This is a genomic window from Pseudonocardia sp. D17, assembly GCF_036984265.1.
Lineage (GTDB): Bacteria > Actinomycetota > Actinomycetes > Mycobacteriales > Pseudonocardiaceae > Pseudonocardia > Pseudonocardia benzenivorans.
The window spans coordinates 61,715-84,623 of sequence record NZ_BPRG01000125.1; the positions used below are offsets into that span (position 1 = coordinate 61,715).

Consider the following 22,909-nt stretch of genomic DNA (forward strand, 5'->3'; position numbering starts at 1 on the left):
CCTGCAGTGATCGTCTCCAACTCTTTGTTCGGATCAATTGATCCATGCTGCTTATCAGGGAATGCTGACCGGATGGACCGCTTCGGGCTGCAGTGCTTCGTCGCCCTCGCCGAGGAACTGCACTTCCACCGGGCCGCCGAGCGCTGCCACATCAGCCAGCCGGCGATGAGCCAGCAGATCGTCCGTCTCGAACGCGAGCTCGACGTCCGGCTCGCGCACCGCAGCAAGCGGTCCGTCGCGCTGACAAGGGCGGGGGAGGTCTTCCTCGAGCAGGCCCGGCGCACGCTGCGGCAGATGGACCTCTCGGTGACGCTCGCGCAGCGCACCGACCGCGGGGAGATCGGGCAGCTGACCGTCGGCGTCACGTCACCGGCGCTCTACGTCATGTTCCCCGAGGTCGCAGCGGTGTTCCGGCGGCGGCTGCCCGGTATGGGGCTCGTCGTGCGCGAGCTGACGACGGCCGAGCAGGAGCGCGCGCTGCGGATCGGGGACATCGACGTCGGGCTCGTGCACCCGCCACTGGACGACCCGCGGATCGCGACGGAGGAGGTCGCCCGCCCGCCGTTCCACGTCGCGTTGCAGGCCGGGCACCGGCTCTGCACGCAGGAGGAGGTGGAGATCGCCGACCTGGCCCGTGAGGGGCTGGTGATGTTCCCGCGCCAGATCGCCCCCCAGCTCTACGACACGATCGTCACGCTGTGCCAGGACGCCGGCTTCAGCCCCACGATCGCGATGGAGGCGCATCCCGCGCAGTCGATCATCGCGTTGGTGAGTGCGGGGGTCGGGATCGGCTTCATCGCGTCGCAGGCACAGCGGCTGGCCCGCGACGGCGTGGTGTACCGGCCGATCCGTGGGCCGAAACCGCTGCTCGGGCTGGGCGTGGCCTACCACCGGGACGGGATGCTCCCGGCCGTCGAGGCGTTCCTGGACGCGGCGCGCGAGGCCGGGCGCGGGATCCGCTGAGCGGGCCGCCGATCCCGGGATCGGCGGCCCGCTCAGGGTTCGCTCACGTGCTGTTCATGCGGTCACAAGCGCAGTCGCGAGCGGCGACGGCCGTAGAGCGACGCCGCGAGCGCCACACCGAGCGCGGCGACGATGACCTGCACGAGCAACTCCAGCCAGTCGATCCCCGAGGTCTGCGTCGGGATGCCGATGGCGCGGGCGATCGCGGTCCCGATGAACGCGGCCACGATGCCGATGAGGATCGTCAGCCAGATCGGGATGCGCTGCTTGCCGGGCAGCACGAGACGGCCGAGGGCGCCGATGATCAGACCGATCACGATCGCCGTCAGGATTCCGGTGATGGTCATTCCGTCCTCCAGGTCCGCGGTCACCGCCTGTAGGCGACCGGCGCCACGGACTACCCGAATGGGGAAGGCGTCAACCGGACCGGTGGCGCGGCGGACTCAGCCGCCGGCCGCGGGGACGGTGGGCCGGTCGGCGACCGGCGCGCTCCGGGTCAGGACGACGCCCAGCAGGATCAGCGCCCCGCCCGCGAGCTGGAACGGCCCCGGCAGTTCACCCAACAGCAGCCAGGTGATCAGCGTCGAGAAGACGACCTCCAGCAGCGCGACGAGCGAGCCCCGGGTCGCCCCGATCCGCGACACCGCCCCGACCCCGGCGAGGTAGGCGATCAAGGCGCAGACCAGCGCCAACGTCACCGCCGGGAGGAGCCAGCCGACGTCGGCCCCGGCCAGCAGCACGGGAGCCGTCGGGGGCACGGCCAGCACGATCGGGGTGATCCCGACGAGCCCGCACAGCACGACGGCCACGGTGCCGACCACCATGCCGACGCCCGTCAGGACCAGCGGCGGGGTCCGCGTCCCGGCCCGGTCGACGACGAGGAAGTACGACGCCCAGCACACCGCGCCGAACAGTCCCCAGGCGACACCACCCGGATCGAGCACCCCGCCCGACCACACCTGCAGCACCAGCACCAGCCCGACGACGGCGGCGACCGCACCGACGAGCGTCGTCCGGTCGGGCGGCCGGCGGCGCACCAGCCACACCCAGCCGATCACCAGCACCGGTCCGAGGTACTCCAGCAGCAGGGCGATGCTCACCGGCAGCGTGCGGATCGCGCTGAAGTACGCCACCTGCACCCCCGCCACCGCGAACGCGCCGTAGAGCAGCAGCGCCGGGCCGTCGGCGCGCACCGCGGCGAGCACCCCGGGCCGGGCGACGGCGAGGACGACCACCAGCACCGCCGCGGCCCCGCCGATCCTGACGAGCACGGCGCCCGCTGGCGACCAGCCGGCCTCGATCAACGCCTTCGCCACCGGCCCGGACACCCCGAACGAGAGCGCCGAGACGAGTCCGAGCGCGACGCCGGTGGTCGTGCGGCTGCGGAGGCTCATCCGGGTGCCCGCTCGTCGGACCGGTGGACGGGGCGGTCGACGGCCTCGGCGACCGGCGGCGGGTCCGCCGCGACGGCCGTCGGTCCCGACCGGGTCAGGACGATGCCGGCCAGGATCAGCACCCCGCCCGCGAGCTGCCACGGCCCCGGCAGCTCGCCCAGCAGCAGCCAGGACGCGACGGTAGAGGCCACGACCTCCAGCAGCGCCACCAGCGACCCGCGCGCGGCGCCGATCCGCGTGATCGCGGCGACGCCGGTGAGGTAGGCGACCACCGTCGACACCACGACGAGCAGCGTCGCCGCGACCGGCCACCCGACGTCGTGCCCGGCCAGCACCACCGGCTCCGCGGTCGTGGTGGTGACGACCACCGGCAGCACACCCAGCAGCCCGAGCACCGCGACGACCGCCGTGCCGATCGTCATGCCGACACCTGCCAGCACGGTCGGCGGTGTCCGGGTGGCGCGGTCGGCGAGCAGGAAGTACGACGCCTGGCAGGCCGCCGCGGCCAGCCCCCACGCGATCCCCGCCGGGTCGAGCGCACCGCCCGACCACACCTGCACGACGAGCAGCAGCCCGGCGATCGCGACGAGGCCGCCGACGACCGTGCGCCGGCCCGGCGGCGTCCGGCGGACCAGCCACACCCAGGCGATCACCAGTACCGGTCCGAGGTACTCCAGCAACAGCGCGACGCTCACCGGCAGGTACCGGATGGCGTTGAAGAACGCCACCTGTACGCCGGCGACGGCCAGCACGCCGTAGACGACGAGCGCCGGGCCGTCGGCCCGCAGCGCGGCCAGCACGCCGGGCCGGGTCACCGCCAGCAGCACGAGCAGCACCACGGCGGCCCCGCCGATGCGCACCAGCACGGCACCGGCCGACGACCAGCCCGCGTCGATCAGCGCCCTGGCGAACGGCCCGGACAGCCCGAACGAGATCGCCGACGCGACGGCCAGGCCGAGCCCGGACGACGTGCGCGCCCTCACCGGCCCGCCCCGGATGCGGACGCCGCGCGCGGGCGCGACGGGTCGGCGTGAACGGTCATGGCGACCCGAGCGTGCCATCCGGACCGCGGCTGTGTCCCCCCGCCCCCGACCCGCCCCGGCCCCGGCCCCGGCCCTGACGCGGCGGGCGCGCCGCGGGGGCTCAGCGTTCGCCGGTCAGGACCGGCTTGACGTCGAGCACCGGCGTGCCGTCGACGGCTTCGAGGTCGCGGACCCGGAACCGGCCGGGCTCCACGGCGGTGATCGTCACCCGGTGCACGCCGATCGGGTTCGGCCGGTCCGCCGAACGGGTCGCGAACACCCCGCGCAGCGGCGCCTCGGGGTCGTCGCGCGGATGCACGACGAGCGTCGCCCGGTCGGCGCGGTGCAACCACGTCAGCAGCAGCACCTCGGCGCCCGCGGCGAGGTCGCGCGCGGCCTCGCGATAACGGTCGTCGAGGACGACCCAGGCCTGCGGCCCGCCCTCGTCGCCCTGCTTCGGCGCCGCGTCGGTGTCGGTCAGCGGGGAGGAGACGTGCCCGACCGCCACCAGGGCGGGACGTCCGGTCGTGCTGTCCGGCGGCGTCGCGTCAGGGGCCATGCCGCCGACGGTAGAAGAGGTTGCCGTCGCGCGGGGCGGTCACTAGCGTCGGCACTCCGCCGGGAACGGAGGACGGCCATGGCGTCCGTCAGCGTCCGCTACGTCGTCGACGACGTCGACGACGCGATCGCCTTCTACTGCGGGCACCTCGGGTTCACCGAGATCATGCATCCCGCTCCGACGTTCGCGATGCTGACCCGCGGCGCGCTGCGGCTCGTGCTCAGCGCCCCGGGCGGCCCGGGCGGTGGCGGGCAGGCGATGCCGGACGGCCGGGTCCCCGCCCCCGGCGGCTGGAACCGGTTCACCCTCGAGGTGGAGGACCTCGACGCGGCGGTCGCGTCGCTGCGCTCGGCCGGGGTCGGTTTCCGCAACGACGTCGTGTCCGGCGTCGGCGGCCGTCAGGTGCTGGTCGACGACCCGTCCGGCAACCCGGTGGAGCTGTTCGAGCCCACTCGTCCGGAGGCGCGGCTGTCGTCGCGCTGACGGCTCGACACGCCACACGATCGGGCGTCTCGTGGTGACGCGTGTCTCAACGTCCTCGTTGTGCCCGTATGGGGATACCCGAGAGCACGGTCGAGCTCGTCGCCGATGGGAAGAGCATCCCGATCGGTTCCAGGCCGGGGACCGAGGAGGCGCTCGGTCTGGGATGCCGCTGCCCGGTACTGGTGAACGGCCCGGCGACCGCGTCCGGCGATCTGCTGGTGGCACCCGACTGCGGGATCCACAGCGCGGACGAGCGCCGGTAGGGCGCCGGGACCGGGCGTCCGGACCCCCCGACCGTCCGGCCGGCCCCGGCGCGGAGCGATCCTCCCGGTCCCGGCGGGGCTCCGCGACCGGCCGCCGGCGGACACGAGGCGTCGGTCCGATGAACACCGGGAGAACCCCCGGTGCCGGCCGGACCCGCGACCGCACCGCCGCACCGGTCAGGTCGCGCCGGAGCGAGGGTCAACGGCATTCGGTGTGGCTTGCCACTCGCCCGGGTGGATCCGCGGGATCGTGCCGGGTTAGATGGCGGCCGATGGCCACCGGTCCGCACAGTGGCGCGTCACCGCGGGTGGCGGCGCCGCTGCAGCCGACCAGGAGCTTCGACACGGCCTGTGCACGCGTGATCGACTATCTGTGCACGGCGTTGCCGATGGGTGCCTGGGTGGTCACTCGGCTGGTCGACGACCGCCAGCTGATCCTCACCGCACGCGGTGACGCCTACGAGCTCGAGGGCGGCCGGTCGTTGCCGTTCGCGCAGACGCTCTGCAGCCGGATGGCGTCCGGCGAGGCCCCCCGGATCGCGCCCGACGTCTCCCACGTCCCCGCCTACGCGCGGATCGCGGCCGCGCTGCCGCTCGAGCTGGGCGCCTACGTCGGGACGCCGATCGTCTGGCCCGACGGGACGCTGTTCGGGACGGTTTGCGGATTCGACCCGGCGCCCAAGCCCGACGCGATGCGCGCCCACCTGCCGCTGCTCGACCTGCTGTCGAGCCTGCTCTCGGCGGTCCTGGAGGCCGATCTCGGCGCGACCTCGGCGGCCCGCGCGCTGGAGATGGCCCGGCGGGAGGCCGACGTCGACCCGCTCACCGGCCTGCTCAACCGGCGCGGCTGGGACCGCTTCCTCGGGCACGAGGAGGAGCGGTTCCGCCGGTTCGGCGACTCGGCGAGCGTCGTCGTGATCGACCTGGACAACCTCAAGGAGATCAACGACACCTTCGGTCACGAGGCGGGCGACCGCTACATCCGGGCGGCCGCGCGGGCACTCGCCGGCACCGTCCGTTCGGGCGACGTCCTGGCCCGGCTCGGGGGCGACGAGTTCGGCGTCGTCGCCGTCGGCTGCACCCCCGACCAGGCCGCCGACCTCGTCGTCCGTGCCGGTCGCGCGCTGGAGGCGGCAGGCATCTCCGGCTCCTTCGGGCACGCGCCCTACAGCATCGTCACCGGCTTCCCCGGGGCGTGGCGGGCCGCCGACGAGGCGATGTACGCGCAGAAGCGCCGACGTCGTGGCCGCCCGCCCCGGCACGCGCGGTCCGGGCCGGGGTGAGCCGTCGTCACCGGTCGGCGGGCACCCGCGCGGTCGACACGGCATCGGCGGGGATCCGGGCGGCGGGCGTCCGGGCCGCGCGGCGCACGAACGGCGCCACCGGGCTCAGCCGCAGCGCGCGCCGCATGCGGGCGACGGTGTCGCGGCGGCCGTCGAGCTCGACGAGCCCGGTCCGGGTCGCGACGTCGAGCGCGATGCGGCCCTCCCACACCTGGTAGAGCACCCCGAGCGACGACCGCAGCGTCACGTCGACGTCGTGACCGGGATCGGTCATGCACAGCGACACGTCGGTCGGGTCGACGACGAACCAGAACCGCTGCCGCCGCGTGTCGGGCAGCAGGACGTGCAGCACCGCGCGGCGGCCGTCGAACGGCGCCGGGTCGATCCCCGCGCGGATCCACCACATCAGGACGACGGGATCGAGCTCGTCGCTGCGCGGTTCGCCGAACGCCCAGCGCGCGCCCCACTCGGCGAGCCCGAAGACGATCGGGCGGAGCTCTTCGCAGGCCGGCGTCGGCCGGTACTCGCCGCCGACGTGCTCGACGAGCCCGTGCCGCTGCAGCTGGTCGAGCCGCTTGGACAGCAGGCCGCGCGACATCCCCGGCAGGCCGCGGGCCAGCTCGTTGAACCGGGTCGCGCCGACGAGCAGGTCGCGGACCACCAGCAGCGTCCATCGGTCGCCCAGCACCTCGAGCGACCGGGTGATCGGACAGTACTGACCGTATCGGGACACGAGGACATGCTCCTCCGGCCGGTACAGATTGGGAACTATCGACGGTTGCGGGGTCGCCCGATCCTCACCGTATGACAACCACCATCACCACTCCTGCCACCGCAATCACCGACGACGACGTGCGCGCCCTCGCCGCCCGTGTCGGAGCGGTCGCCGCCGCCCACGACGCCGCCCACGACCTCGACGCCACGTTCGTCACCGAGGCCTACGCCGAGATGGCCGAATCCGGGTACCTGCGCCTGGCCGTCCCCGTCGAGCTGGGTGGGCTCGGCGCGTCGATGCGCCAGGTCGTACTCGCCGAGGAGGAGCTCGGCGCGCGGTCCGGCGCGGCGGGCCTCGCCGCGGCCATGCACCTCTACCTCACGCTCGTGCAGTGCTGGCGGCAGCGCCGCGGTGCCGACGGCGCCGAGACCGCGCTGCGCCGCATCGCCGACGGGCTCGTGGTCGCGACCAGTGGCGGCTCGGACTGGGTGTGCCCGTCGACGACGGCCGTCGAGGTCGAGGGCGGCTACCGGTTCGACGGCCGCAAGACGTTCTGCAGCCAGGCCCCCGGGGCCGGCGCGATCTCCACGTCGGCGACCCTCGGCGAGGGAGCCGACGCCGTCGTCCTGCACGCGACCGTCCCGCTGTCCGCGCCGGGCGTGCGCATCGTCGAGACCTGGGACACGCTCGGGATGCGCGGCACCGCGAGCCACGACATCGTCTTCGACGGGGTGTTCGTCCCCGCCGCGGCGGTCCTCGGCACGCGGCCGTACGGCGTGCTCGCCGGTCCGCTGTTGGTCGCCGCGATGCACTTCGCGCCCGTCGCCGCGGCCGCGTACCTGGGCGTCGCCCGTGGTGCGGTCGAGGAGGCGACCCGCCTCGCACGCCTCGGTTCCACGCGAGGCGTGGGGGAGATGCACGCGAGGCTGCGGGTCGCGCGGTGGGCGCTGCACTCCGCCGTCGCCGAGATCGGCGAGGACCCACCCGCCGACGAGGAGACGCTCGCGACGGTGATGACCGCGAAGCGGCACGTCGTCACGGAGGCCCGGACGATCGTCGACATCGCGCTGGAGGTCGCGGGCGGCCGGGCGTTCTTCCGGTCCTCGCCGCTCGAGCGCGCCTACCGCGACGTCCGTGCCGGCATGTTCCACCCGCTGACGCCGGAGGACACGCTGCAGCTGCTGGGCCGTCGGGCGGGCGTGTCGTAACGGCTCAGCGGCCGGTGACGCCGTCGATCGCCTCCCGTAGGAGGTCGGCGTGCCCGAGGTGGCGGGCGTACTCGGTGACCAGGTGCAGCAGCACCGCCCGCGTCGACATCGCCCTCCCGCGGAAGTCGATCTCGTGGTCGATCGGGACACGGGCCAGCGCGGCGTCGGCCCGCGGCCACTCCGCGACGAGCGTCGCGAGGTCGCGTTCGGCGGACGCGGGCTGCGCGTCGGCGAAGTCGCCCGGGTCCCCGGGGCCGCCGTGGAGGGCAGGGACGTCCTCGCCCGCCAGCCGCTGCCGCAGCCACACCCGCTCGACCTTGGCCAGGTGCCGGACCAGACCGAGCAGCGACAGCGTCGACGGCGGCAGCGCGCGCTCGGCCAGCTGCTCGGCCGTCAGCCCGGCGCACACGTTGAGCAGCGACGCGCGCTGCCGCGCCAGCAGGCCTTCCAGGATCGGCCGTTCGGCGCCGGTGATCGGGCCGTCGGTGATCGGCGCGGCAGGTGCGTCGGCGGGGGCGGGCGAGGTCCAGGTCACCACCTCATCGTGACCGAGCGACGACGGCCGCGGTCGCCCGGACCACCGCGAGCGGCGACGGTCGCCCGACCAGTCCGAGCGGCGATGGTCGCCACTCACGAGGGAGGACCGCCCGGCCCGCCCGGCCCGCCCACGGCTCAGTGGGCGTGCTCGTGGACCTGCTCTGCGGCGGCGTCGTGCACGTGGGTGTGCTCGTGGGTCTCGCCGTCGTGGGTGTGGGAGTGGGTGTGCTCGACGTGCCGGTGGTCGTGCGCGCCGTGCTCGTGGGTGTGGCTGGCGTCGCCGTGGGTGTGCTCGTGGGAGTGCGTCGCGCTCATCGTTCGCCCTTCGTCGATGGGGGCCGGACTGGTTCGTGGCGTCGACGGTAGGGGCCCGCGGGCGCCGGGGGAACGGCTCGGCCGTTGTCTCCAGAACATTCCTGTTGCAGTGAAGCTGCAGGTGAGAGGCCTGGGCGGCCATCCCGGTGCGCACGGCCGGGTGTTGCCGGCGGTGCCGTGTGGAGCAGGATCGGACCGTTTTGGTGTGATCGTCGGTTCACGGCGCCGATCCGAGGAGGAACCCCCGATGTCCGTCTCCGCCTGCGGCGACACCCATCCGGGAGCATCCGGTTCGCTCGCGCGCCGGCACGGGTGGGTCGTCGTCCTCGCGGCGGGCGTCGTGTTGTTCGTCGTGGTCGAGCGGACGCTCGTCGCCACCGGGAACCCGAACTTCGTCCCGTCGGCCCTCCTGCTCGGCGCGGCGATCGTGCCGGCGTCGTTCATCGCGTTCGTCTACGGCCGCCGCCTGCCCTACGACGTCGACGCCGCCACGATCGGGATCTCCGCCCTCGTCGGTGGCGTCGTCGGCACCGTCGTCGCCGGGCTCCTGGAGTACGACGTCCAGCGGTCCTTCGGGTTCGTCCCGATGGCCGGGGTCGGGCTGATCGAGGAGACCAGCAAGCTGCTCGTCCCGGTCCTCGTGCTGATCTTCGCGGCCGGCTACCGGACGCGTGCCGACGGCCTGCTGATCGGTGTCGCGGCGGGCGCCGGGTTCGCCGCGCTGGAGACGATGGGCTACGCCTTCACGACGCTCGTGCAGTCGCACGGCAGCGTCACGGCGACCGTCGACGTCCTGCTGCTGCGCGGGATCATGAGCCCGGCCGCGCACATGGCCTGGACGGGCATCACGGCCACGGCGTTGTACGCGGCCGCCGAGTCGGGGTGGGCGGCCCGTCGGACCTGGATGTCCGTCGGCGCGTTCGTCCTGGCCGTCGCCCTGCACACCGCATGGGACAGTGCGCCCTCCCTGGTCTGGACGGCCGTGGTCGCCGTGGTCAGCCTGGTCGCGCTCGGCTGGACGGTGCACCGCACGGCCGTCGACGTCCGAGCCCGCGGCCAGGCGCCGACGCCGGCGCCGCGCGTCCGACCGGACGCCTGAACCGGCCGGACGGCCCGGGGCGCGCAGCGTCGTCACCGTCCCCTCAGTCGTCGGTGCCGTCGGTCGCCGCAGGGTGCCCGCCGCCGGGCCCGTCCTCGACGACGAACTCGCCGGGCCGGACGTCCTCACGGCACGCGCCGCAGGTCACGACGGGATGCAGCGCCGCCCCGCAGCGGTGCAGGAACACGGTCTTGGCCTCGTGATCGCCGGTGTGCCGCTCGCCCCACTCCTTGAGGGTGAGGATGACCGGCAGCAGATCGGCCCCGGCGGCCGTCAGGTGGTACTCGAAGCGGGGCGGGTGCTGCGAGTACTGCGTCCGCGTGATCGCGCCGGCCTCCTCCAGCCTGCGCAGCCGACCGGTGAGCAGCGTGCGCGGCGCCCCGGTGAGCGCGGCGAGGTCGGTGAACCGGTGGAAGCCGTACATCAGCTCGCGCAGGATCGGCAGCGAGTAGCGGTCGCCGAGGATCTCCAGCGCGTCGGACATGGTGCAGTCCCGCGGAGTCGGTATCGAATCTGGACTCACGCTGCTACTGTACCGGCACGGGTCAGTCCAAAAACTGGACCGACTGGACATCCATCACCTGGAGACGTCATGACCGACATCGCCGATCTGCTCGAACGCAACGCCGACTTCGCCGCCGGGGAGTTCGCCGCCGGCCCCGCACCGACGATGGCGCCGCGGGGGCGGCTGATGGTCGTCGGCTGCGTCGACCCCCGCGTCGATCCCGAACGCGTACTCGGCCTCGAACGCGGCGAGGCCGTCGTGATCCGCAACGCGGGCGGGCGCCTGACCCCGGCGGCGCTGCGCGACATGGCGGTCCTCGACCGGGTCGGCGCCAGGGCGAACATGGCGAGCGGACCGGGCGGACCGTTCAACCTGGTGATCCTGCACCACACCCACTGCGGTCTGTCCCTGCTCGACCCGCACGACGACGCGGTGGCGGCCTACTTCGAGACCCCGCTCGACGGGGTCGACGCGTCGGCCCTCGGCGATCCGTTCACCTCGGTCCGGGCCGACGTCGAGATCGCCCGGCAGTCGATCCGGCGGCCCGGTCACCTGGTGTCGGGACTGGTCTACGACGTGGTGACCGGGAGGGTCGAGGTCGTCGTTCCCGCCGCGGCGGTCCCGGTCGGCTGATGGCTCGCCGTCCATCCTGCTCGCCCGGTCACCGGGGCGGCCGCCGACTGCCGGAACCCTCGACGACGACGGACGGCCACGGGGGATCAAACACCCGAATGGCCGGTGACGGCGCCGCGCAGACCCCGACATAGTAGGCCACTGGTCAGACCAGTGGACGTTGTCGAGATCGCGCGGCGGGAGTTGGCCTGTGGACGACGGTGGGGCGGCGCACGCGACGACGGAGCGGCCGGCGGCGGACACCGGAGGTGCCGGTGCGGCGCCGGTGGCCCTGCGCGGCGCCCGTGAGATCGGGACGCGGTACGGCCTCGTCCTCGTGTGGGTGGCCCTGATCATCGCCTTCACGTTGCTCGCCCCGGGCCGGTTCCTCGTCGCGCAGAACATCGGGAACATCTTCGGTTCCCAGGCGGTTCTGCTGATCCTGGCGCTGGGCCTGATGTTCCCGGTCATCGCGGGCGAGTGGGACCTGTCGGTCGGGTCGATGCTCGGTCTCTCCCTGACGATCGTCGGGTACTTCAACGCCGTGCTCGGCCTGCCGATCTGGGTGGCGGTCCTCGTGGCGCTCGTGGTCGGCCTGGTCGTCGGGCTGCTCAACGCGTTCTTCATCGTCGCCGCGGGTGTGCCGTCGTTGATCGCCACGCTCGGGATGGCGACCCTGCTCGGGGGCGTCACCTATGCGATCTCCAACTCGACGATCTCCGGGCTGGACCCGGGGTTCGTCGCCGCGGGCCAGCGCTCGGTGTTCGCGATCCCGACCCCGTTCTACGTCGCGATCGGCATGGCCCTGGTCGCCTGGTACGTCCTGCGGTGGACACCCGGCGGGCGGTACCTCTTCTTCGTCGGGTCGAACAGGGACGTCGCCCGCCTCTCGGGCATCCGCGTGTCCCGGGTCCGGGTGACGGCGCTGGTCGTCTCGGGTGTCGTCAGTGCGTTCGCCGGCGTCGTGCTCGCCGCGTCGCTCGGTGCCTCCGGCCCGACGATCGGCGCTCCGTACCTGCTCCCCGCGTTCGCGGCGATCTTCCTCGGTGCCACCGCGGTCACCCCTGGACGGCTCAACGTCTGGGGGACCGTCATCGCCGTCTACTTCCTGATCACCGGCGTGACCGGGATGCAGCTGCTGGGCGCGCCGTCGTGGGTCCAGGACGTCTTCTACGGCGCGATCCTGCTGGCCGCCGTCGCACTGAGCCTGCTCGCCAGGCGCCGCACATGATCCCCGACGCCGGCGCCGCGCCGGTCCGTCGGAGCACGTCCCCGCAGTCCCGCGTCCCGGGTGAGGAGCAGCGATGAAGCAGATCCAGAGACCGCCGCGGCGTGGCCGCACCGCCACGAGGGCGTTCGGGGCGCTCGCCACCGCCGCCGCGCTGACCGTGCTCGCCGCGTGCGGGGGGCAGGGCGGGTCGAGCAACGGCTCGTCCGCGGCGGCCGACCCGGCCGCGGGGCAGAAGGCGACGGATGCGACGACGGCGCTCAGCGCGCCGCCGACGTTCGGCCTCACCGATGCCGACAAGGTCGATCCGGCCGGTGCCGCGGGCAAGAAGCTGTGGATCATCGACATCTCGTCGTCGATCCCGCTCGTCCAGGTCAGTGACGCGGCCACGACCCAGGCGCTCGGGCTGGTCGGCGCCACCGTCAAGACGTACGACGGCAAGGGCTCGGTCACCGAGTACACCCGCGGCATCCAGGCCGCGATCGCCGACAAGGCCGACGTCATCGCCCTGTACGCGATCGACCCGAACCTCGTCGCCGGCCCGATCCAGGCCGCGGCCGACGCCGGCATCAAGGTGGTCGTCGTGCAGTACGGCGACCCGGGCGCGCAGCTGCCCAAGAACGTCGCCGCGCAGGTCACCTACCCCTACACGGATGCCGGCGCCGCGATGGCGAACTTCATCGTCTCGGACGCGAAGGGTGCGGCGGTCGGCGTCGAGTTCATCTCGGCCTCGGACGTGAGCAACTCGAAGGCGATCGTCGGCGGTTTCCAGGACACGCTGAAGGCGGCCTGTCCGAACTGCTCGCTGACCGTCGACGACGTGCCCGTCGCCGACTGGCAGACGAAGATCACGACCCAGGTCAACTCGACGCTGGGCAGCCACCCGGACATCAAGTACGTCGTCCCGGTCTACGACGGCATGGCCACCTTCGCCGTCCCCGCGATCAAGACCTCCGGCAAGAAGGACGTCAAGCTCGTCAGCTTCAACGCCACGAAGTCGATCATGCAGAACCTCAAGGACGGCGACACCGTCGCCGCCGACGTCGGCTCCCCGCAGGCGTGGGAGGGCTGGGCGCTCGCCGACCAGTTCATCCGCATCGTCGGCGGCAACCCGCCGCTCGAGGACGAGAAGGTCGGGCTGCGCATGTTCACGGCCCAGAACATCGGCCGGATCGACCTCTCCGCGCCCGAGTCGACCTGGTACGGCGTCGACTACGAGAGCGGATACAAGAAGCTGTGGGGTGTCGGCGAGTAGCACCCCCACACGGACAGGAACGCGCATGAGCGACCCGGGCCCCTTCAGCCAGGTCAAGCCGGTGAGAGCGTACGAGGCGATCGTCGCCCAGTTCGACGAGGCGATCCGCTCCGGCGCGATCCGACCGGGCGACCGGCTGCCGTCGGAACGCGAGCTGATGCGGCAGTTCGGGGTCGGGCGCTCCACCGTGCGCGAGGCGCTGCGCGTCCTGCAGAGCAACGGGATGGTCCGGTCCCGGCCCGGTGACCGGCGGGGCCCGGAGGTGGTGGCGTTCTCCACCGAACTGCTGCACCGGCCGATGGAGGCGCTGCTCAACGTCGGGCAGGTCACGCTCTACGAGCTGATCTTCTTCCGGATGGTGACGGAGGGCAGCCTCGCCGGGCTGGCCGCGACGCGGTCCGGGGTCGACCCGGACGGCGTCGCGCAGCTCTGGTCGCTCGTGCAGGACCTCAAGGACGGGGCGGCCCGCGGGATGCAGCACTTCCTCAAGGCCGACACCGCGTTCCACGAGGGGGTGTCGCGGGTGGCGGGCAGCAACTTCCTGGCCGTGCAGAACGACGTCGTGCGCAACGCCGCGCGCAACTACCTCGCGACCAACATGGACACGCCGGTGCGGAGGTCGGACTACATGACCAAGGCGATCGAGAGCCACGAGACGCTGGTCCGCCACATCGAGGCGGGCCGCCAGCACGCCGCGACCCTGATGAACCACCGCACGATCCTGGCCCACTACTCGGTGTTCTTCACCGACGACGAGGTCGCCCGGCTGCGGTCGTTCTTCCTGGACCCGCCGGAGGCCGCGGAATGACCGTCGTCCTGCAGGTCTCCGACCTGACCGTGCGGTTCGGCCCGACCACCGCGCTCGACGGCGTCTCGTTGACGCTGCACGGCGGGGAGGTGCACGGGCTACTGGGGCACAACGGCTCCGGGAAGTCGACGCTGATCAAGACCCTCGCGGGCGTGAACACCCCGGAGTCCGGGACGGTCACGTCGAACGGTGCGGAGCTCGCGCTGCCGGTGAGTCCGACGGCGGCGCGGGCGAGCGGGCTGGCGTTCGTCCACCAGGGGCTCGGGCTCGCCCAGGACCTCAGCGTCCTGGAGAACATCGCCGTCGTCGCGTTCGACACCGGCCGGATCGGGCAGATCCGGTGGGCCCACGAGGCCCGCAAGGCACGCGAGGAACTGGCCCGCTTCGGTGTCTCGGTCCGGCTCGACACCCCGGTGCGCGAGCTGCCGCCCGTCGAACAGGCGATCGTGGCGATCGTGCGGGCCCTCGCCTCGGTGGAGGGACCACCCGGCGGGCGGCTGCTCGTGCTCGACGAGCCGACCGTCTACCTCCCGCGCGACCAGGTGCAGCGGCTGTTCGACGCGGTCCGCGGGTTCGTGGCGGGCGGCGACGCGGTGCTGTTCGTCTCGCACCGCATCGACGAGGTCCTCACGCTCACCGACACCATCTCGGTGCTGCGTGGCGGCCGGCTCGTCGCGACGGAACCGACCGGCGCCCTCGACGAGCGCCGGATCGTCGCGTTGATCGTCGGCCGCGAGCTCGCCGCGGCCGCCCCCGACACGCACCACGTGACCGGTGAGGTCGCCGCGACCTTCGACGACATCGGTGGTGCCGTCCTGCGCGGCATCTCGTTCACGGTGGCGCGCGGGGAGATCCTCGGCGTCACCGGGCTGGCCGGATCGGGCTTCGACGAGCTGCCCTACGTACTGGCCGGCGCGCGGCCCGGCTCGGGAACCGTGGCCCTCGGTGGCCGGCGGGTCGACGTCGCCGGGCTCGACCCGCGCGCGGCGATCGCGGCGGGGATCGTGCTGATCCCCGCCGACCGGGCCCGCCTCGGCGTGATCGGCGAGGTCAGCATCCGGGAGAACGTGGCGTTGCCACGGATGCAGCGGTTCTTCAGGGGCGGCCTGCTGCGCGAGGGCGCCGAGCGTGCCTGGGTGCGCGAGCTCGTCGACGGGTTCGGGGTCCTGCACGGCGGCGTCGACCGCGAGATGAACACCCTCAGCGGCGGCAACCAGCAGAAGACGGTCCTCGCCAAGTGGCTGGCCGGCGACCCCGACCTGATCCTGCTGCACGAACCCACGCAGGGCGTCGACGTCGGCGGCCGCTTCGACATCTACCGCCAGCTGCGCGACGCCGCCGACCGGGGCGCGGCCGTCGTCGCCGCGGGCGAGTCGCCCGAGGAGCTGGCCGAGCTCTGCGACCGCGTGCTGATCGTCAAGGACGGCGCGCTGTTCGGCGAGCTCCGCGGTGCGCGCGTGGAGAAGCACGCGATCGTCGACGCGACCCTGTCCGAAACACCCCTGTGAGTGGCGATGGTCGCTGGAGCGACCATCGCCACTCACGACCGACTCGACCCGATACGAGGCTCGGCCCCGTACGAGAAGGAGTGACCATGCTCGACCTCGCGCTCACCGGCGGCCTCGTCGTCGGACCGACCGAGACCTCCGCGCTCGACGTCGGCATCGCCGACGGCCGCATCTCGATGCTCACCTCACCCGGCGGCCTCCCTGAGGCCCGCGAGAGCGTCGACGTCTCCGGGCTGACGCTCGTCCCCGGCGGCATCGACCCGCACGTGCACTGCGACCTCGCGATCGAGCACGAGGGCCACGAGCCGGCGGTCTCGTTCGGGCCGGACGTCGTCGGCTCCGCGGCGCTCATCGGCGGCACGACGACGTTGATCGACTTCGTGTGGCTGAACCCCGGCGAGGCGATCCCCGACGGGATCGAGCGCTTCTCCCGGCGCTGGGAGGAGGTCAGCCCGATCGACTTCTCGTTCCACGTGGTGCTGCGCGGCGAGGTCGGCCGTGAGCTGCTGGCCCAGATGCCGGGCGCGATCGAGGCCGGCTTCCCGAGCTTCAAGGTCTTCACCACGAACGTCTTCCCGAGCGCCCCGATCGGTGGCATCCCGCTGATGGTCGACTTCGGGTCGCTGCAGGAGGTCCTGGAGACCACCGCCGCGAACGGCGGCATCACGATGATCCACTCCGAGGACGACGACATCGTCCAGCACATGTACCGCAAGCTCCTCGCGGACGACCGCATGGAGTACACGAACCTGCACGAGGTCCACAACTCGCTGTCCGAGGACCTGTCGTTCCGGCGGGCGATCCGGTTGGCGCACAAGGTCGGTGACGCGCCGATCTACTTCGCCCACGTCAGCGCGAAGACGGGCGTCGACGCCATGGCCGAGGCGCGCGCCGAGGGCCGCCCGGTGTTCGGCGAGACCCTGCACCAGTACGCGCTGCACACCTACCACGACTACCGCGAGCCCGACGGCATGAAGTACCACACCTACCCGTCGCTCAAGGACCACGAGGACACCGAACGGCTCTGGTCGGGAATCGGCGAGGGCGTGCTGTCCTGCTTCGCCACCGACGCGCAGGCCACGACCTACGCCGTGAAGACGCAGGGCCGTCGGGTGGACGACGTCGTCGGCGGCAACACCGGCCTCGAGCCGCGGATGGCCCTGCTCTACACCGAGATGGTCACCAAGCGCGGCATGACGTTGCAGCAGTACGTCGAGGCCACCTCGGCCAACGCCGCGAAGATCCACGGCCTCTACCCGCGCAAGGGCCTGCTGGCCGTCGGGTCCGACGCCGACATCCTCGGCCTGCGCACCGGCGTCGAACGCACCATCACCCACACCGACCTGCACGAGTCCGACTACACGCCCTGGGAGGGCTGGACGGTCAGTGCGTGGCCGCAGCTGACCCTGTTGCGCGGCAAGGTCGTCGCCCGCGACGGTGCATTCGTCGGCGACCCGGTCGGTGGGCGCGTCGTTCCGCGGAGGATCGCCGACGCGATCACCACCGGCCCCCGGTACGCGTGATGGGGCTGCCCCGCATCGGGATCGCCGCCTGCGGCGGCACCATCGCCGCCACCGCGGACGGCGGTGGGACGGCCACGCCCCGGCTCGGCGCCGCCGACCTGCTCGACGCCGCGCCCTGGCTGCGCGACATCGCCGACCCGCAGGCGCGCACCGTCATGACCAAGGCGTCACCCGACATCACGGTCGACGACACCGTCCGGCTCCACGACGAGCTGGTCGCGTTCGTCCGCGACGAGCGGCTCGACGGCGTCGTCGTCACGTCGGGGACGGACACCCTCGAGGAGGTCGCGTTCACTCTCGACCTGCTGTGGGACTCCGACGTGCCGCTCGTGGTGACGGGCGCGATCCGCAACGCGAGCAAGCCCGGCGCCGACGGCCCGGCGAACCTGACGGCGGCCGTCGCGACCGCGGCGTCGGCCGCTGCCCGGGGGCTCGGTGCGCTCGTCGTGCTGAACGACCAGGTCCACGCCGCGCGGTACGCGCGCAAGGGCAACTCCGGCAACGTCGCCGCGTTCGTGTCGCCGACGGTCGGGCCGCTCGGCTACCTCGCGGAGGGTGTCCCGGTGATCCCGCTGCGGGTCTCGCGGACCCCGCGCGTCGACCCGCCGGTCCTCCCGGTGTCCGCGGCCGTCGCGCTGCTGACCACCTTCATGGGCGACGACGGTGCCCTGCTGCCTGCCGTCGCGTCGGGCGGGTTCGCCGGGCTCGTCGTCGCCGGCTTCGGGGGCGGTCACGTGCCCGCCGCCTTCGCGGAGCACCCGGCGTTCGCGCAGCTACTCGGCTCCGTGCCGGTCGTGCTCGCGTCGCGGGCCAACGCCGGGGAACCGTTGCGCGCCACCTACAGCGGGTTCTCCGGATCCGAGACCGAGCTGGCCCGTCGCGGAGTCATCAGCGCCGGTTGTCTCGACGCGCCCAAGGCGCGCGTGCTGCTGACCCTGCTGGCGGCCGCGGGCGAGCCGCCCGAACGGGTCCGTGCCGCGTTCCGCCGGTTCTCCGCACTCCCGTAGGCCCTTCCCAGGAGGACACTCCGCATGCGCACGCACAACCTCGCCGTCATCGGTGGCGACGGGATCGGACCGGACGTCACCGCAGCGGCCCTCGCGGCCATGCGCGCCGCGGCCGACCGGTTCGGTTTCACCCTGTCCACCACCGACTTCGACCTCGGCGCGGCGAGCTACCACCGCACCGGGGTGGCACTCGACGACTCCGCCGTGGAGCAGTTGCGCGGCCACGACGCGATCCTCCTCGGCGCCATCGGGGACCCGAGCGTGGCTCCCGGGATCCTGGAGCGCGGCGTCGTGCTCGCGCTGCGGGTCGCGCTGGCCCAGTCGGTCAACGTGCGGCCCGTCCGGCTGTACCCGGGGGTGCAGAGCCCGGTGCGTGGCATCACGCCCCAACGCTGCGACATGGTGATCCTGCGCGAGAACACCGAGGGCCTCTACGCCGGCGGCGGCGCTCTCGTCCACGAGGGGACGGCGAACGCCCTCGCACTGCAGCAGTCGGTGACCACGGCGTCGGCCACCCGCTCGATCGTGGAGGTGGCGTTCCGGCTCGCCGCGGCCCGCCGGGGACGGCTGGCGTTGTGCCACAAGTCCAACGTCCTCACCTACGCGGGACGGCTGTGGGACGAGGTCGTCGAGGAGGTCGGCGCCGAGTACCCCGACGTGACGCGCGACTACGTCCACGTCGACGCAATGTGCCAGCACCTGCCGCTGAGCCCCGAGCGGTTCGACGTCGTCGTCACCGACAACCTGTTCGGCGACATCATCAGCGACCTCGGCGCGACGGTGCAGGGCGGACTGGGGCTCGCGGCGAGCGCCAACCTCAACCCGACCGGGTCGGCCCCCAGCATGTTCGAGCCCGTCCACGGTTCCGCGCCCGACATCGCGGGCAAGGGCTGGGCGAACCCGGCCGCGGCCGTGCTGTCGGGCGCGCTCTGCCTCGCCGCGCTCGGTGAGCGCGACGCGGCGCTGGCCTGCGAGGCCGCGGCGGCGTCCGTCGTCGCGGAGCTGCCCGCGCTGTCGGGGGCGGCGATGGGCGCGTCGACGGCGGAGATCGGGGAGCGGATCGCCGCGCGCGTGGCGACGGCCGACCCGGCGACCATCGGCGACCCCGCGACGTCGCTGATGAGCGCCATGGCCGCCATCGCGCCGGTGCCCGACCGCGGCTGAGCAGCGCGGTCCGTGCGGCGCCGGGACCGCCGCCCCTGTTGCCCGGGGCTGCAGGTTCCTCGACGGGGAAGGCTGCGGACGCGGTCGTGAGTGGCGATGGTCGCCATGGCGACCATCGCCACTCACGGAAGAGCCGACCGGGGTCAGACCGCGCTGCCCGACGCGGCGACCAGCGGCCCCCGTCGTCCGACCGCCCACACCACGAGTGCGAACGCGCTGGCCACCGCCCCCGCCACCGAGATCGCCGTCCACCCGCCGGCCGACCACAGCACCGTCGCCGCTGCCGAGCCGATCGCCCCGCCGACGAAGTTGCCGGCCACGAGTGCGGTGTTGAGCCGGCTGCGCGCCTCGTGCGAGATCGCGAACACGCGCGTCTGGTTGAGGATGTTCTGGGCCTGGATCGCGATGTCCAGCAGGACGACGACGACCAGCACCAGCACCAGCGAGTGCCCGGCGAAGGCCGCGACCACGAACGTCACCACCGCGAGCGCCCAGGCGACACCGCTGGCCGGCAGTGACCAGCCGCGGTCGTGCAGCCGCCCCGCTCGTTGCGCCGCGAGCGCGCCTGCCAGTCCGGCGAGGCCGACGAGCCCGATCACCGTCACGGGCAGGTGGAACGGCGGGCCGCTGAGCAGGAAGGTCAGCGCCGTCCAGAACATCGAGAACACGCCGAACCCGGTCGCGGCGATGACCAGCGTCCAGCGCAGCACCCGCTCGTGCGCGAGGGCGCGGCCGACAGACGCGATCAGCGCCGGGTAGCGCAGCCGCGTCTTGGGCTCCAGCGGGGGCACCGCCCGGTACAGCAGCACCGCGAGGACGACGGTCAGCGCCGCCGCCGCAGCGAAGATCGCCCGCCATCCCGCGAACCCCGCGACGAGACCGCTGATCGTGCGCGACAACAGGATCCCCGTCAGCATCCCGGACACGACGGTCCCGACGACCCGCCCGCGCACGGCGACGTCGGACAGGTCGCCCGCGAGCGGCGCGAGGATCTGCCCGGCGACGGTCGTGACACCAAGCACGGCGATCGCGCCCAGCAGGAAGCCGATCGACGGCGCCAGCGCGCACGCCACGAGCGCGGCCGTGGCGGACAGCATCATCAACGGGATCAGCCGCCGTCGGTCGACGACGTCGCCGAGCGGCACGATGAGCAGGATCCCGATCGCATACCCGACCTGGGTCGCCGTGACCAGCCAGCCCGCGACGGCGGTGGGGGCGTGCAGGTCGTCGGCGATGAAGTCCAGCAGGGGCTGGGCCCAGTAGAGGTTGCCGACGGCCGCACCGCCCGCGACGGCGAAGAGGAACGTCAGCCCGCGGGTCATCACCGCGGGCGCGTCCGACCGGACCTGGATGCCGCTCACGCGGCGGCGCTCGACGTCACCGTCCGATCCTGCGCTGCCGGCGTCGATGTCGCGTCGTGGGCTGCGGCACAGGCGGTGCCGGCGGACGGGTCCGTCCAGGGGCAACCCGGATGTAGGTAACTCCGATCGGACGAACGACTATTCCGAATGCAGTAGTTCACGTCGTACGCTCGCGCCGGGCCGGGGAGACCATCTGGAGGCATTGATGCCCGCACGTCGCCTTGGCCGCAGCTTTCTCCTGGTCCTCGTCGCGCCGCTCGTCGTCACGGCGTGCGTCGGAACCCCCGCCGCTCCTGCAACGTCGTCGACGAGCTCGCCGCCGACCGCGCAACCGTCGGTCCCGCAGGGCGGCATCGACCCCGCGACCGCGTTCACCGCGGTCTCCGCGACGACGCTGACCACGCCGGCGCCCGTCACCGGCACCGACGGGAAGACCCACCTCGCCTACGAGCTGCTGCTCACCAACGCCAGCCCGGCTCCGCTGCGGCTCGACGAGGTCGACGTCCTCGACGCCGGCTCCCGGAACGTGCTGCTCTCGTTGAGCGGCCCGGCGCTCGCTGCCTCGAGCAACCTGGTCGGTGGCGACACCGGCGACGAGGGGACGGCCGAACCCACCACGGTCGGGACGCCGATCCCGGGCTCGGCCACCACGGTCGTGTGGCTCGACGTCACCGTCGACGGCGCCCCGCCAGCCGCGCTCACCCACCGCGTCGCCGCCACGATGACGACCCCCGGCGGCGACCGGCCCCTGGAGTCGACCGTCGGCCGCGTCGACGTCTCCACCGCGAAGGCGCCCGTCCTCGGCCCGGTCATGGCCGGTGGCCCCTGGTACGCCAGCGACGGCTGCTGCGCCGACGACACCCATCACCGCCGCGGCCTCGCGCCGATCAACGGGACGCTGCTCGTCCCGCAGCGCTACGCGATCGACTGGTACCTGCTCGACGACCAGCACCGCGCCTGGGCCGGCGATCCCAGCAAGCTGACCAGCTACTACGCCTACGACAAGCCCGCGCTCGCGGCTGCCGACGGTGTCGTCGTCGACGCGACCGACGGCATCGCCGAGACCACCTCGGCACCCGAGCCGCCACCGCTGCCGCCGATCAAGGACACCGTCGGCAACCACGTCACCGTCATGATCGCGCCCGGGGTCTACCTGCTCTACGCGCACTTCAAGCCGAACACCGTCGCGGTGAAGACCGGCCAGACGGTCAAGCGCGGCGACGTCCTCGGCCACATCGGCAGCTCCGGGAACTCCACGGCCCCGCACCTGCACTTCCAGGTCATGACCGAGCCGACGTTCTTCCCGACCGACAGCACCCCGTTCGCCTTCGACTGCTTCGCGGTGAACGGCCAGGTCACCGAACGCATCTGGGACGACGTCCTCGGCCTGCAGCCCGACCCGGTGCTGCCGTACGCGGCGGCGACGGACACGAGCCGGCGGAGCGGACAGATGCCCCTGGACCGCAACGTCGTCACATTCTGCTGAGCCGCCCCTGCCCCGTGATCCTCCGTCGGTCCGCCGCTACGGTCGGGCCGTGGGGGACGGCGTGGCGCGGCGTGATCTGCGGGTGTCCCACGCCGAGCGCGAGCACGTCGCCCGCCTGCTCACGGCCCACTTCGAGGCCGGGCGGCTCACCCCGGACGAGTACGAGACCCGCAGCGCCGCGGCGGCGGTCGCGGTCACGCGCGCCGACCTCAACGGGTTGCTGATCGACCTGCCCGGGGTCGACGCGGTGCGGGCGCGCGAGGTCCTGGAGTGGACCAGCGGCAGGGGCGACCTGAAGCGCTCCGGCGACTGGCTGGTCCCGCCACGGATCGTGCTGCGGTCGCGGTTCGGCGACGCCGGGCTCGACTTCCGCCACGCCCGGTTCATGGAGCCGTCGGTCACGGTCGCCGTGGACATGTGGGTCGGTGACGTCGACCTGCGACTGCCGCCGGGTGGGTCGGTCGATCTCGACGGCGTCCGCACCCACGTGGGCCACGTGAAGGACAGGACGGGCGCGTCCGGGCGGCGCGGGGACCCGCACATCGTCGTCACCGGCCGGATGTACGTGGGCGACATCAGGATCCGCTGACGGTCCTCGGCGGGGGAGCAGG

At 73.2% G+C, this 22,909-nt stretch carries 25 protein-coding genes; 16 read left to right on the plus strand and 9 right to left on the minus strand.

Annotated elements, in window-relative coordinates; all coding sequences use genetic code 11:
- Nucleotides 1-72 precede the first annotated feature (72 nt).
- Nucleotides 73-963, plus strand: coding sequence for a LysR family transcriptional regulator (locus PSD17_RS20280; RefSeq protein WP_339124143.1), 891 nt, complete (start codon nucleotides 73-75; stop codon nucleotides 961-963).
- 62 nt (nucleotides 964-1,025) lie between these two features.
- On the opposite strand, the gene PSD17_RS20285 is transcribed toward PSD17_RS20280, so the two are convergent.
- From PSD17_RS20285 to tsaA, 4 genes are all read right to left on the minus strand, one after another.
- Nucleotides 1,026-1,310 (minus strand): GlsB/YeaQ/YmgE family stress response membrane protein, encoded by a 285-nt coding sequence (locus tag PSD17_RS20285; protein ID WP_013672872.1) that lies wholly within the window; start codon nucleotides 1,308-1,310, stop codon nucleotides 1,026-1,028.
- Between the two features lie 96 nt (nucleotides 1,311-1,406).
- Nucleotides 1,407-2,357 carry an EamA family transporter gene (locus tag PSD17_RS20290; RefSeq protein WP_013672873.1) on the minus strand — a complete coding sequence of 317 codons (951 nt, stop codon included), beginning with the start codon at nucleotides 2,355-2,357 and terminating at the stop codon, nucleotides 1,407-1,409.
- Nucleotides 2,354-3,340, minus strand: coding sequence for an EamA family transporter (locus tag PSD17_RS20295; RefSeq protein ID WP_013672874.1), 987 nt, complete (start codon nucleotides 3,338-3,340; stop codon nucleotides 2,354-2,356). The genes PSD17_RS20290 and PSD17_RS20295 overlap by 4 nt, the downstream gene beginning before the upstream one ends.
- 160 nt (nucleotides 3,341-3,500) lie before the next feature.
- Nucleotides 3,501-3,938 carry a tRNA (N6-threonylcarbamoyladenosine(37)-N6)-methyltransferase TrmO gene (gene tsaA / locus PSD17_RS20300; RefSeq protein WP_339124144.1) on the minus strand — a complete coding sequence of 146 codons (438 nt, stop codon included), beginning with the start codon at nucleotides 3,936-3,938 and terminating at the stop codon, nucleotides 3,501-3,503.
- A 78-nt stretch (nucleotides 3,939-4,016) separates the two neighbouring features.
- Between tsaA and PSD17_RS20305 the strand changes: the two genes are divergently transcribed.
- From PSD17_RS20305 to PSD17_RS20315, 3 genes are all read left to right on the plus strand, one after another.
- Nucleotides 4,017-4,421 carry a VOC family protein gene (locus PSD17_RS20305; RefSeq protein ID WP_339124145.1) on the plus strand — a complete coding sequence of 135 codons (405 nt, stop codon included), beginning with the start codon at nucleotides 4,017-4,019 and terminating at the stop codon, nucleotides 4,419-4,421.
- Nucleotides 4,422-4,489: 68 nt separating this feature from the next.
- Complete coding sequence (locus PSD17_RS20310) at nucleotides 4,490-4,684, plus strand: hypothetical protein (RefSeq protein WP_013672877.1); 195 nt, start codon at nucleotides 4,490-4,492, stop codon at nucleotides 4,682-4,684.
- A gap of 359 nt (nucleotides 4,685-5,043) precedes the next feature.
- Nucleotides 5,044-5,967 carry a sensor domain-containing diguanylate cyclase gene (locus PSD17_RS20315; RefSeq protein ID WP_339124146.1) on the plus strand — a complete coding sequence of 308 codons (924 nt, stop codon included), beginning with the start codon at nucleotides 5,044-5,046 and terminating at the stop codon, nucleotides 5,965-5,967.
- 7 nt (nucleotides 5,968-5,974) lie between these two features.
- Here PSD17_RS20315 and PSD17_RS20320 read toward each other — a convergent pair whose 3' ends face one another.
- A complete protein-coding gene (locus PSD17_RS20320; RefSeq protein ID WP_339124147.1) occupies nucleotides 5,975-6,700 on the minus strand; it encodes a winged helix-turn-helix transcriptional regulator in 726 nt (241 codons plus the stop codon).
- Between the two features lie 71 nt (nucleotides 6,701-6,771).
- Here PSD17_RS20320 and PSD17_RS20325 point away from each other — a divergent pair, with 71 nt between their 5' ends.
- Nucleotides 6,772-7,890, plus strand: a complete 1,119-nt coding sequence (locus PSD17_RS20325) for an acyl-CoA dehydrogenase family protein (protein ID WP_339124148.1) — start codon at nucleotides 6,772-6,774, stop codon at nucleotides 7,888-7,890.
- Nucleotides 7,891-7,894: 4 nt separating this feature from the next.
- Here PSD17_RS20325 and PSD17_RS20330 read toward each other — a convergent pair whose 3' ends face one another.
- Nucleotides 7,895-8,425, minus strand: a complete 531-nt coding sequence (locus PSD17_RS20330; RefSeq protein ID WP_234027900.1) for a DinB family protein — start codon at nucleotides 8,423-8,425, stop codon at nucleotides 7,895-7,897.
- 137 nt (nucleotides 8,426-8,562) lie between these two features.
- Nucleotides 8,563-8,742 carry a zinc transporter Slc39a7 gene (locus PSD17_RS20335; protein ID WP_013672882.1) on the minus strand — a complete coding sequence of 60 codons (180 nt, stop codon included), beginning with the start codon at nucleotides 8,740-8,742 and terminating at the stop codon, nucleotides 8,563-8,565.
- Nucleotides 8,743-8,989: 247 nt separating this feature from the next.
- Between PSD17_RS20335 and PSD17_RS20340 the strand changes: the two genes are divergently transcribed.
- A complete protein-coding gene (locus PSD17_RS20340) occupies nucleotides 8,990-9,841 on the plus strand; it encodes a PrsW family intramembrane metalloprotease (protein ID WP_339124149.1) in 852 nt (283 codons plus the stop codon).
- A 43-nt stretch (nucleotides 9,842-9,884) separates the two neighbouring features.
- On the opposite strand, the gene PSD17_RS20345 is transcribed toward PSD17_RS20340, so the two are convergent.
- Nucleotides 9,885-10,325, minus strand: coding sequence for a winged helix-turn-helix transcriptional regulator (locus PSD17_RS20345; RefSeq protein WP_103383013.1), 441 nt, complete (start codon nucleotides 10,323-10,325; stop codon nucleotides 9,885-9,887).
- A 108-nt stretch (nucleotides 10,326-10,433) separates the two neighbouring features.
- Between PSD17_RS20345 and PSD17_RS20350 the strand changes: the two genes are divergently transcribed.
- The 8 genes from PSD17_RS20350 to PSD17_RS20385 all read left to right on the plus strand — a co-directional run bounded on the left by PSD17_RS20350 (nucleotide 10,434) and on the right by PSD17_RS20385 (nucleotide 19,451).
- Nucleotides 10,434-10,979 (plus strand): carbonic anhydrase, encoded by a 546-nt coding sequence (locus tag PSD17_RS20350; protein WP_103383012.1) that lies wholly within the window; start codon nucleotides 10,434-10,436, stop codon nucleotides 10,977-10,979.
- 190 nt (nucleotides 10,980-11,169) lie between these two features.
- Entirely contained in the window at nucleotides 11,170-12,189 is a 1,020-nt protein-coding gene (locus PSD17_RS20355) for an ABC transporter permease (protein WP_013672886.1), read from the plus strand.
- Nucleotides 12,190-12,262: 73 nt separating this feature from the next.
- Nucleotides 12,263-13,441, plus strand: a complete 1,179-nt coding sequence (locus tag PSD17_RS20360) for a sugar ABC transporter substrate-binding protein (protein ID WP_339124151.1) — start codon at nucleotides 12,263-12,265, stop codon at nucleotides 13,439-13,441.
- A 25-nt stretch (nucleotides 13,442-13,466) separates the two neighbouring features.
- Complete coding sequence (locus PSD17_RS20365) at nucleotides 13,467-14,249, plus strand: FadR/GntR family transcriptional regulator (protein WP_013672888.1); 783 nt, start codon at nucleotides 13,467-13,469, stop codon at nucleotides 14,247-14,249.
- Entirely contained in the window at nucleotides 14,246-15,757 is a 1,512-nt protein-coding gene (locus PSD17_RS20370; protein ID WP_339124153.1) for a sugar ABC transporter ATP-binding protein, read from the plus strand. The genes PSD17_RS20365 and PSD17_RS20370 overlap by 4 nt, the downstream gene beginning before the upstream one ends.
- Nucleotides 15,758-15,843: 86 nt before the next feature.
- Nucleotides 15,844-17,280 carry an amidohydrolase family protein gene (locus PSD17_RS20375; RefSeq protein WP_013672890.1) on the plus strand — a complete coding sequence of 479 codons (1,437 nt, stop codon included), beginning with the start codon at nucleotides 15,844-15,846 and terminating at the stop codon, nucleotides 17,278-17,280.
- Entirely contained in the window at nucleotides 17,280-18,287 is a 1,008-nt protein-coding gene (locus tag PSD17_RS20380; protein ID WP_339124154.1) for an asparaginase, read from the plus strand. Before PSD17_RS20375 ends, PSD17_RS20380 begins: the two co-directional genes overlap by 1 nt.
- Before the next feature lie 24 nt (nucleotides 18,288-18,311).
- Nucleotides 18,312-19,451, plus strand: a complete 1,140-nt coding sequence (locus PSD17_RS20385; RefSeq protein ID WP_013672892.1) for a 3-isopropylmalate dehydrogenase — start codon at nucleotides 18,312-18,314, stop codon at nucleotides 19,449-19,451.
- Nucleotides 19,452-19,594: 143 nt separating this feature from the next.
- Here PSD17_RS20385 and PSD17_RS20390 read toward each other — a convergent pair whose 3' ends face one another.
- Nucleotides 19,595-20,812, minus strand: coding sequence for an MFS transporter (locus PSD17_RS20390; RefSeq protein ID WP_339124156.1), 1,218 nt, complete (start codon nucleotides 20,810-20,812; stop codon nucleotides 19,595-19,597).
- 205 nt (nucleotides 20,813-21,017) lie between these two features.
- Between PSD17_RS20390 and PSD17_RS20395 the strand changes: the two genes are divergently transcribed.
- Together PSD17_RS20395 and PSD17_RS20400 are read left to right on the plus strand one after the other, a co-directional pair.
- The gene (locus PSD17_RS20395) at nucleotides 21,018-22,298 is read left to right on the plus strand and encodes a M23 family metallopeptidase (RefSeq protein ID WP_339124158.1); all 1,281 of its coding nucleotides are present in this window, start codon (nucleotides 21,018-21,020) and stop codon (nucleotides 22,296-22,298) included.
- A gap of 49 nt (nucleotides 22,299-22,347) precedes the next feature.
- Nucleotides 22,348-22,887 carry a DUF1707 SHOCT-like domain-containing protein gene (locus PSD17_RS20400; RefSeq protein ID WP_013672895.1) on the plus strand — a complete coding sequence of 180 codons (540 nt, stop codon included), beginning with the start codon at nucleotides 22,348-22,350 and terminating at the stop codon, nucleotides 22,885-22,887.
- The last annotated feature ends 22 nt before the right edge of the window (nucleotides 22,888-22,909 follow it).

Coding starts and splice junctions, on each gene's coding strand:
- PSD17_RS20350 (WP_103383012.1), top strand. CDS start 10,434: ATGACCGACATCGCCGATCTGCTCGAACGCAACGCCGACTTCGCCGCC.
- PSD17_RS20335 (WP_013672882.1), bottom strand. CDS start 8,742: ATGAGCGCGACGCACTCCCACGAGCACACCCACGGCGACGCCAGCCAC.
- PSD17_RS20290 (WP_013672873.1), bottom strand. CDS start 2,357: ATGAGCCTCCGCAGCCGCACGACCACCGGCGTCGCGCTCGGACTCGTC.
- PSD17_RS20375 (WP_013672890.1), top strand. CDS start 15,844: ATGCTCGACCTCGCGCTCACCGGCGGCCTCGTCGTCGGACCGACCGAG.
- PSD17_RS20365 (WP_013672888.1), top strand. CDS start 13,467: ATGAGCGACCCGGGCCCCTTCAGCCAGGTCAAGCCGGTGAGAGCGTAC.
- PSD17_RS20340 (WP_339124149.1), top strand. CDS start 8,990: ATGTCCGTCTCCGCCTGCGGCGACACCCATCCGGGAGCATCCGGTTCG.
- PSD17_RS20305 (WP_339124145.1), top strand. CDS start 4,017: ATGGCGTCCGTCAGCGTCCGCTACGTCGTCGACGACGTCGACGACGCG.
- PSD17_RS20370 (WP_339124153.1), top strand. CDS start 14,246: ATGACCGTCGTCCTGCAGGTCTCCGACCTGACCGTGCGGTTCGGCCCG.
- PSD17_RS20395 (WP_339124158.1), top strand. CDS start 21,018: ATGCCCGCACGTCGCCTTGGCCGCAGCTTTCTCCTGGTCCTCGTCGCG.
- tsaA (WP_339124144.1), bottom strand. CDS start 3,938: ATGGCCCCTGACGCGACGCCGCCGGACAGCACGACCGGACGTCCCGCC.
- PSD17_RS20285 (WP_013672872.1), bottom strand. CDS start 1,310: ATGACCATCACCGGAATCCTGACGGCGATCGTGATCGGTCTGATCATC.
- PSD17_RS20360 (WP_339124151.1), top strand. CDS start 12,263: ATGAAGCAGATCCAGAGACCGCCGCGGCGTGGCCGCACCGCCACGAGG.
- PSD17_RS20280 (WP_339124143.1), top strand. CDS start 73: ATGGACCGCTTCGGGCTGCAGTGCTTCGTCGCCCTCGCCGAGGAACTG.
- PSD17_RS20310 (WP_013672877.1), top strand. CDS start 4,490: ATGGGGATACCCGAGAGCACGGTCGAGCTCGTCGCCGATGGGAAGAGC.
- PSD17_RS20325 (WP_339124148.1), top strand. CDS start 6,772: ATGACAACCACCATCACCACTCCTGCCACCGCAATCACCGACGACGAC.
- PSD17_RS20385 (WP_013672892.1), top strand. CDS start 18,312: ATGCGCACGCACAACCTCGCCGTCATCGGTGGCGACGGGATCGGACCG.
- PSD17_RS20380 (WP_339124154.1), top strand. CDS start 17,280: ATGGGGCTGCCCCGCATCGGGATCGCCGCCTGCGGCGGCACCATCGCC.
- PSD17_RS20345 (WP_103383013.1), bottom strand. CDS start 10,325: ATGTCCGACGCGCTGGAGATCCTCGGCGACCGCTACTCGCTGCCGATC.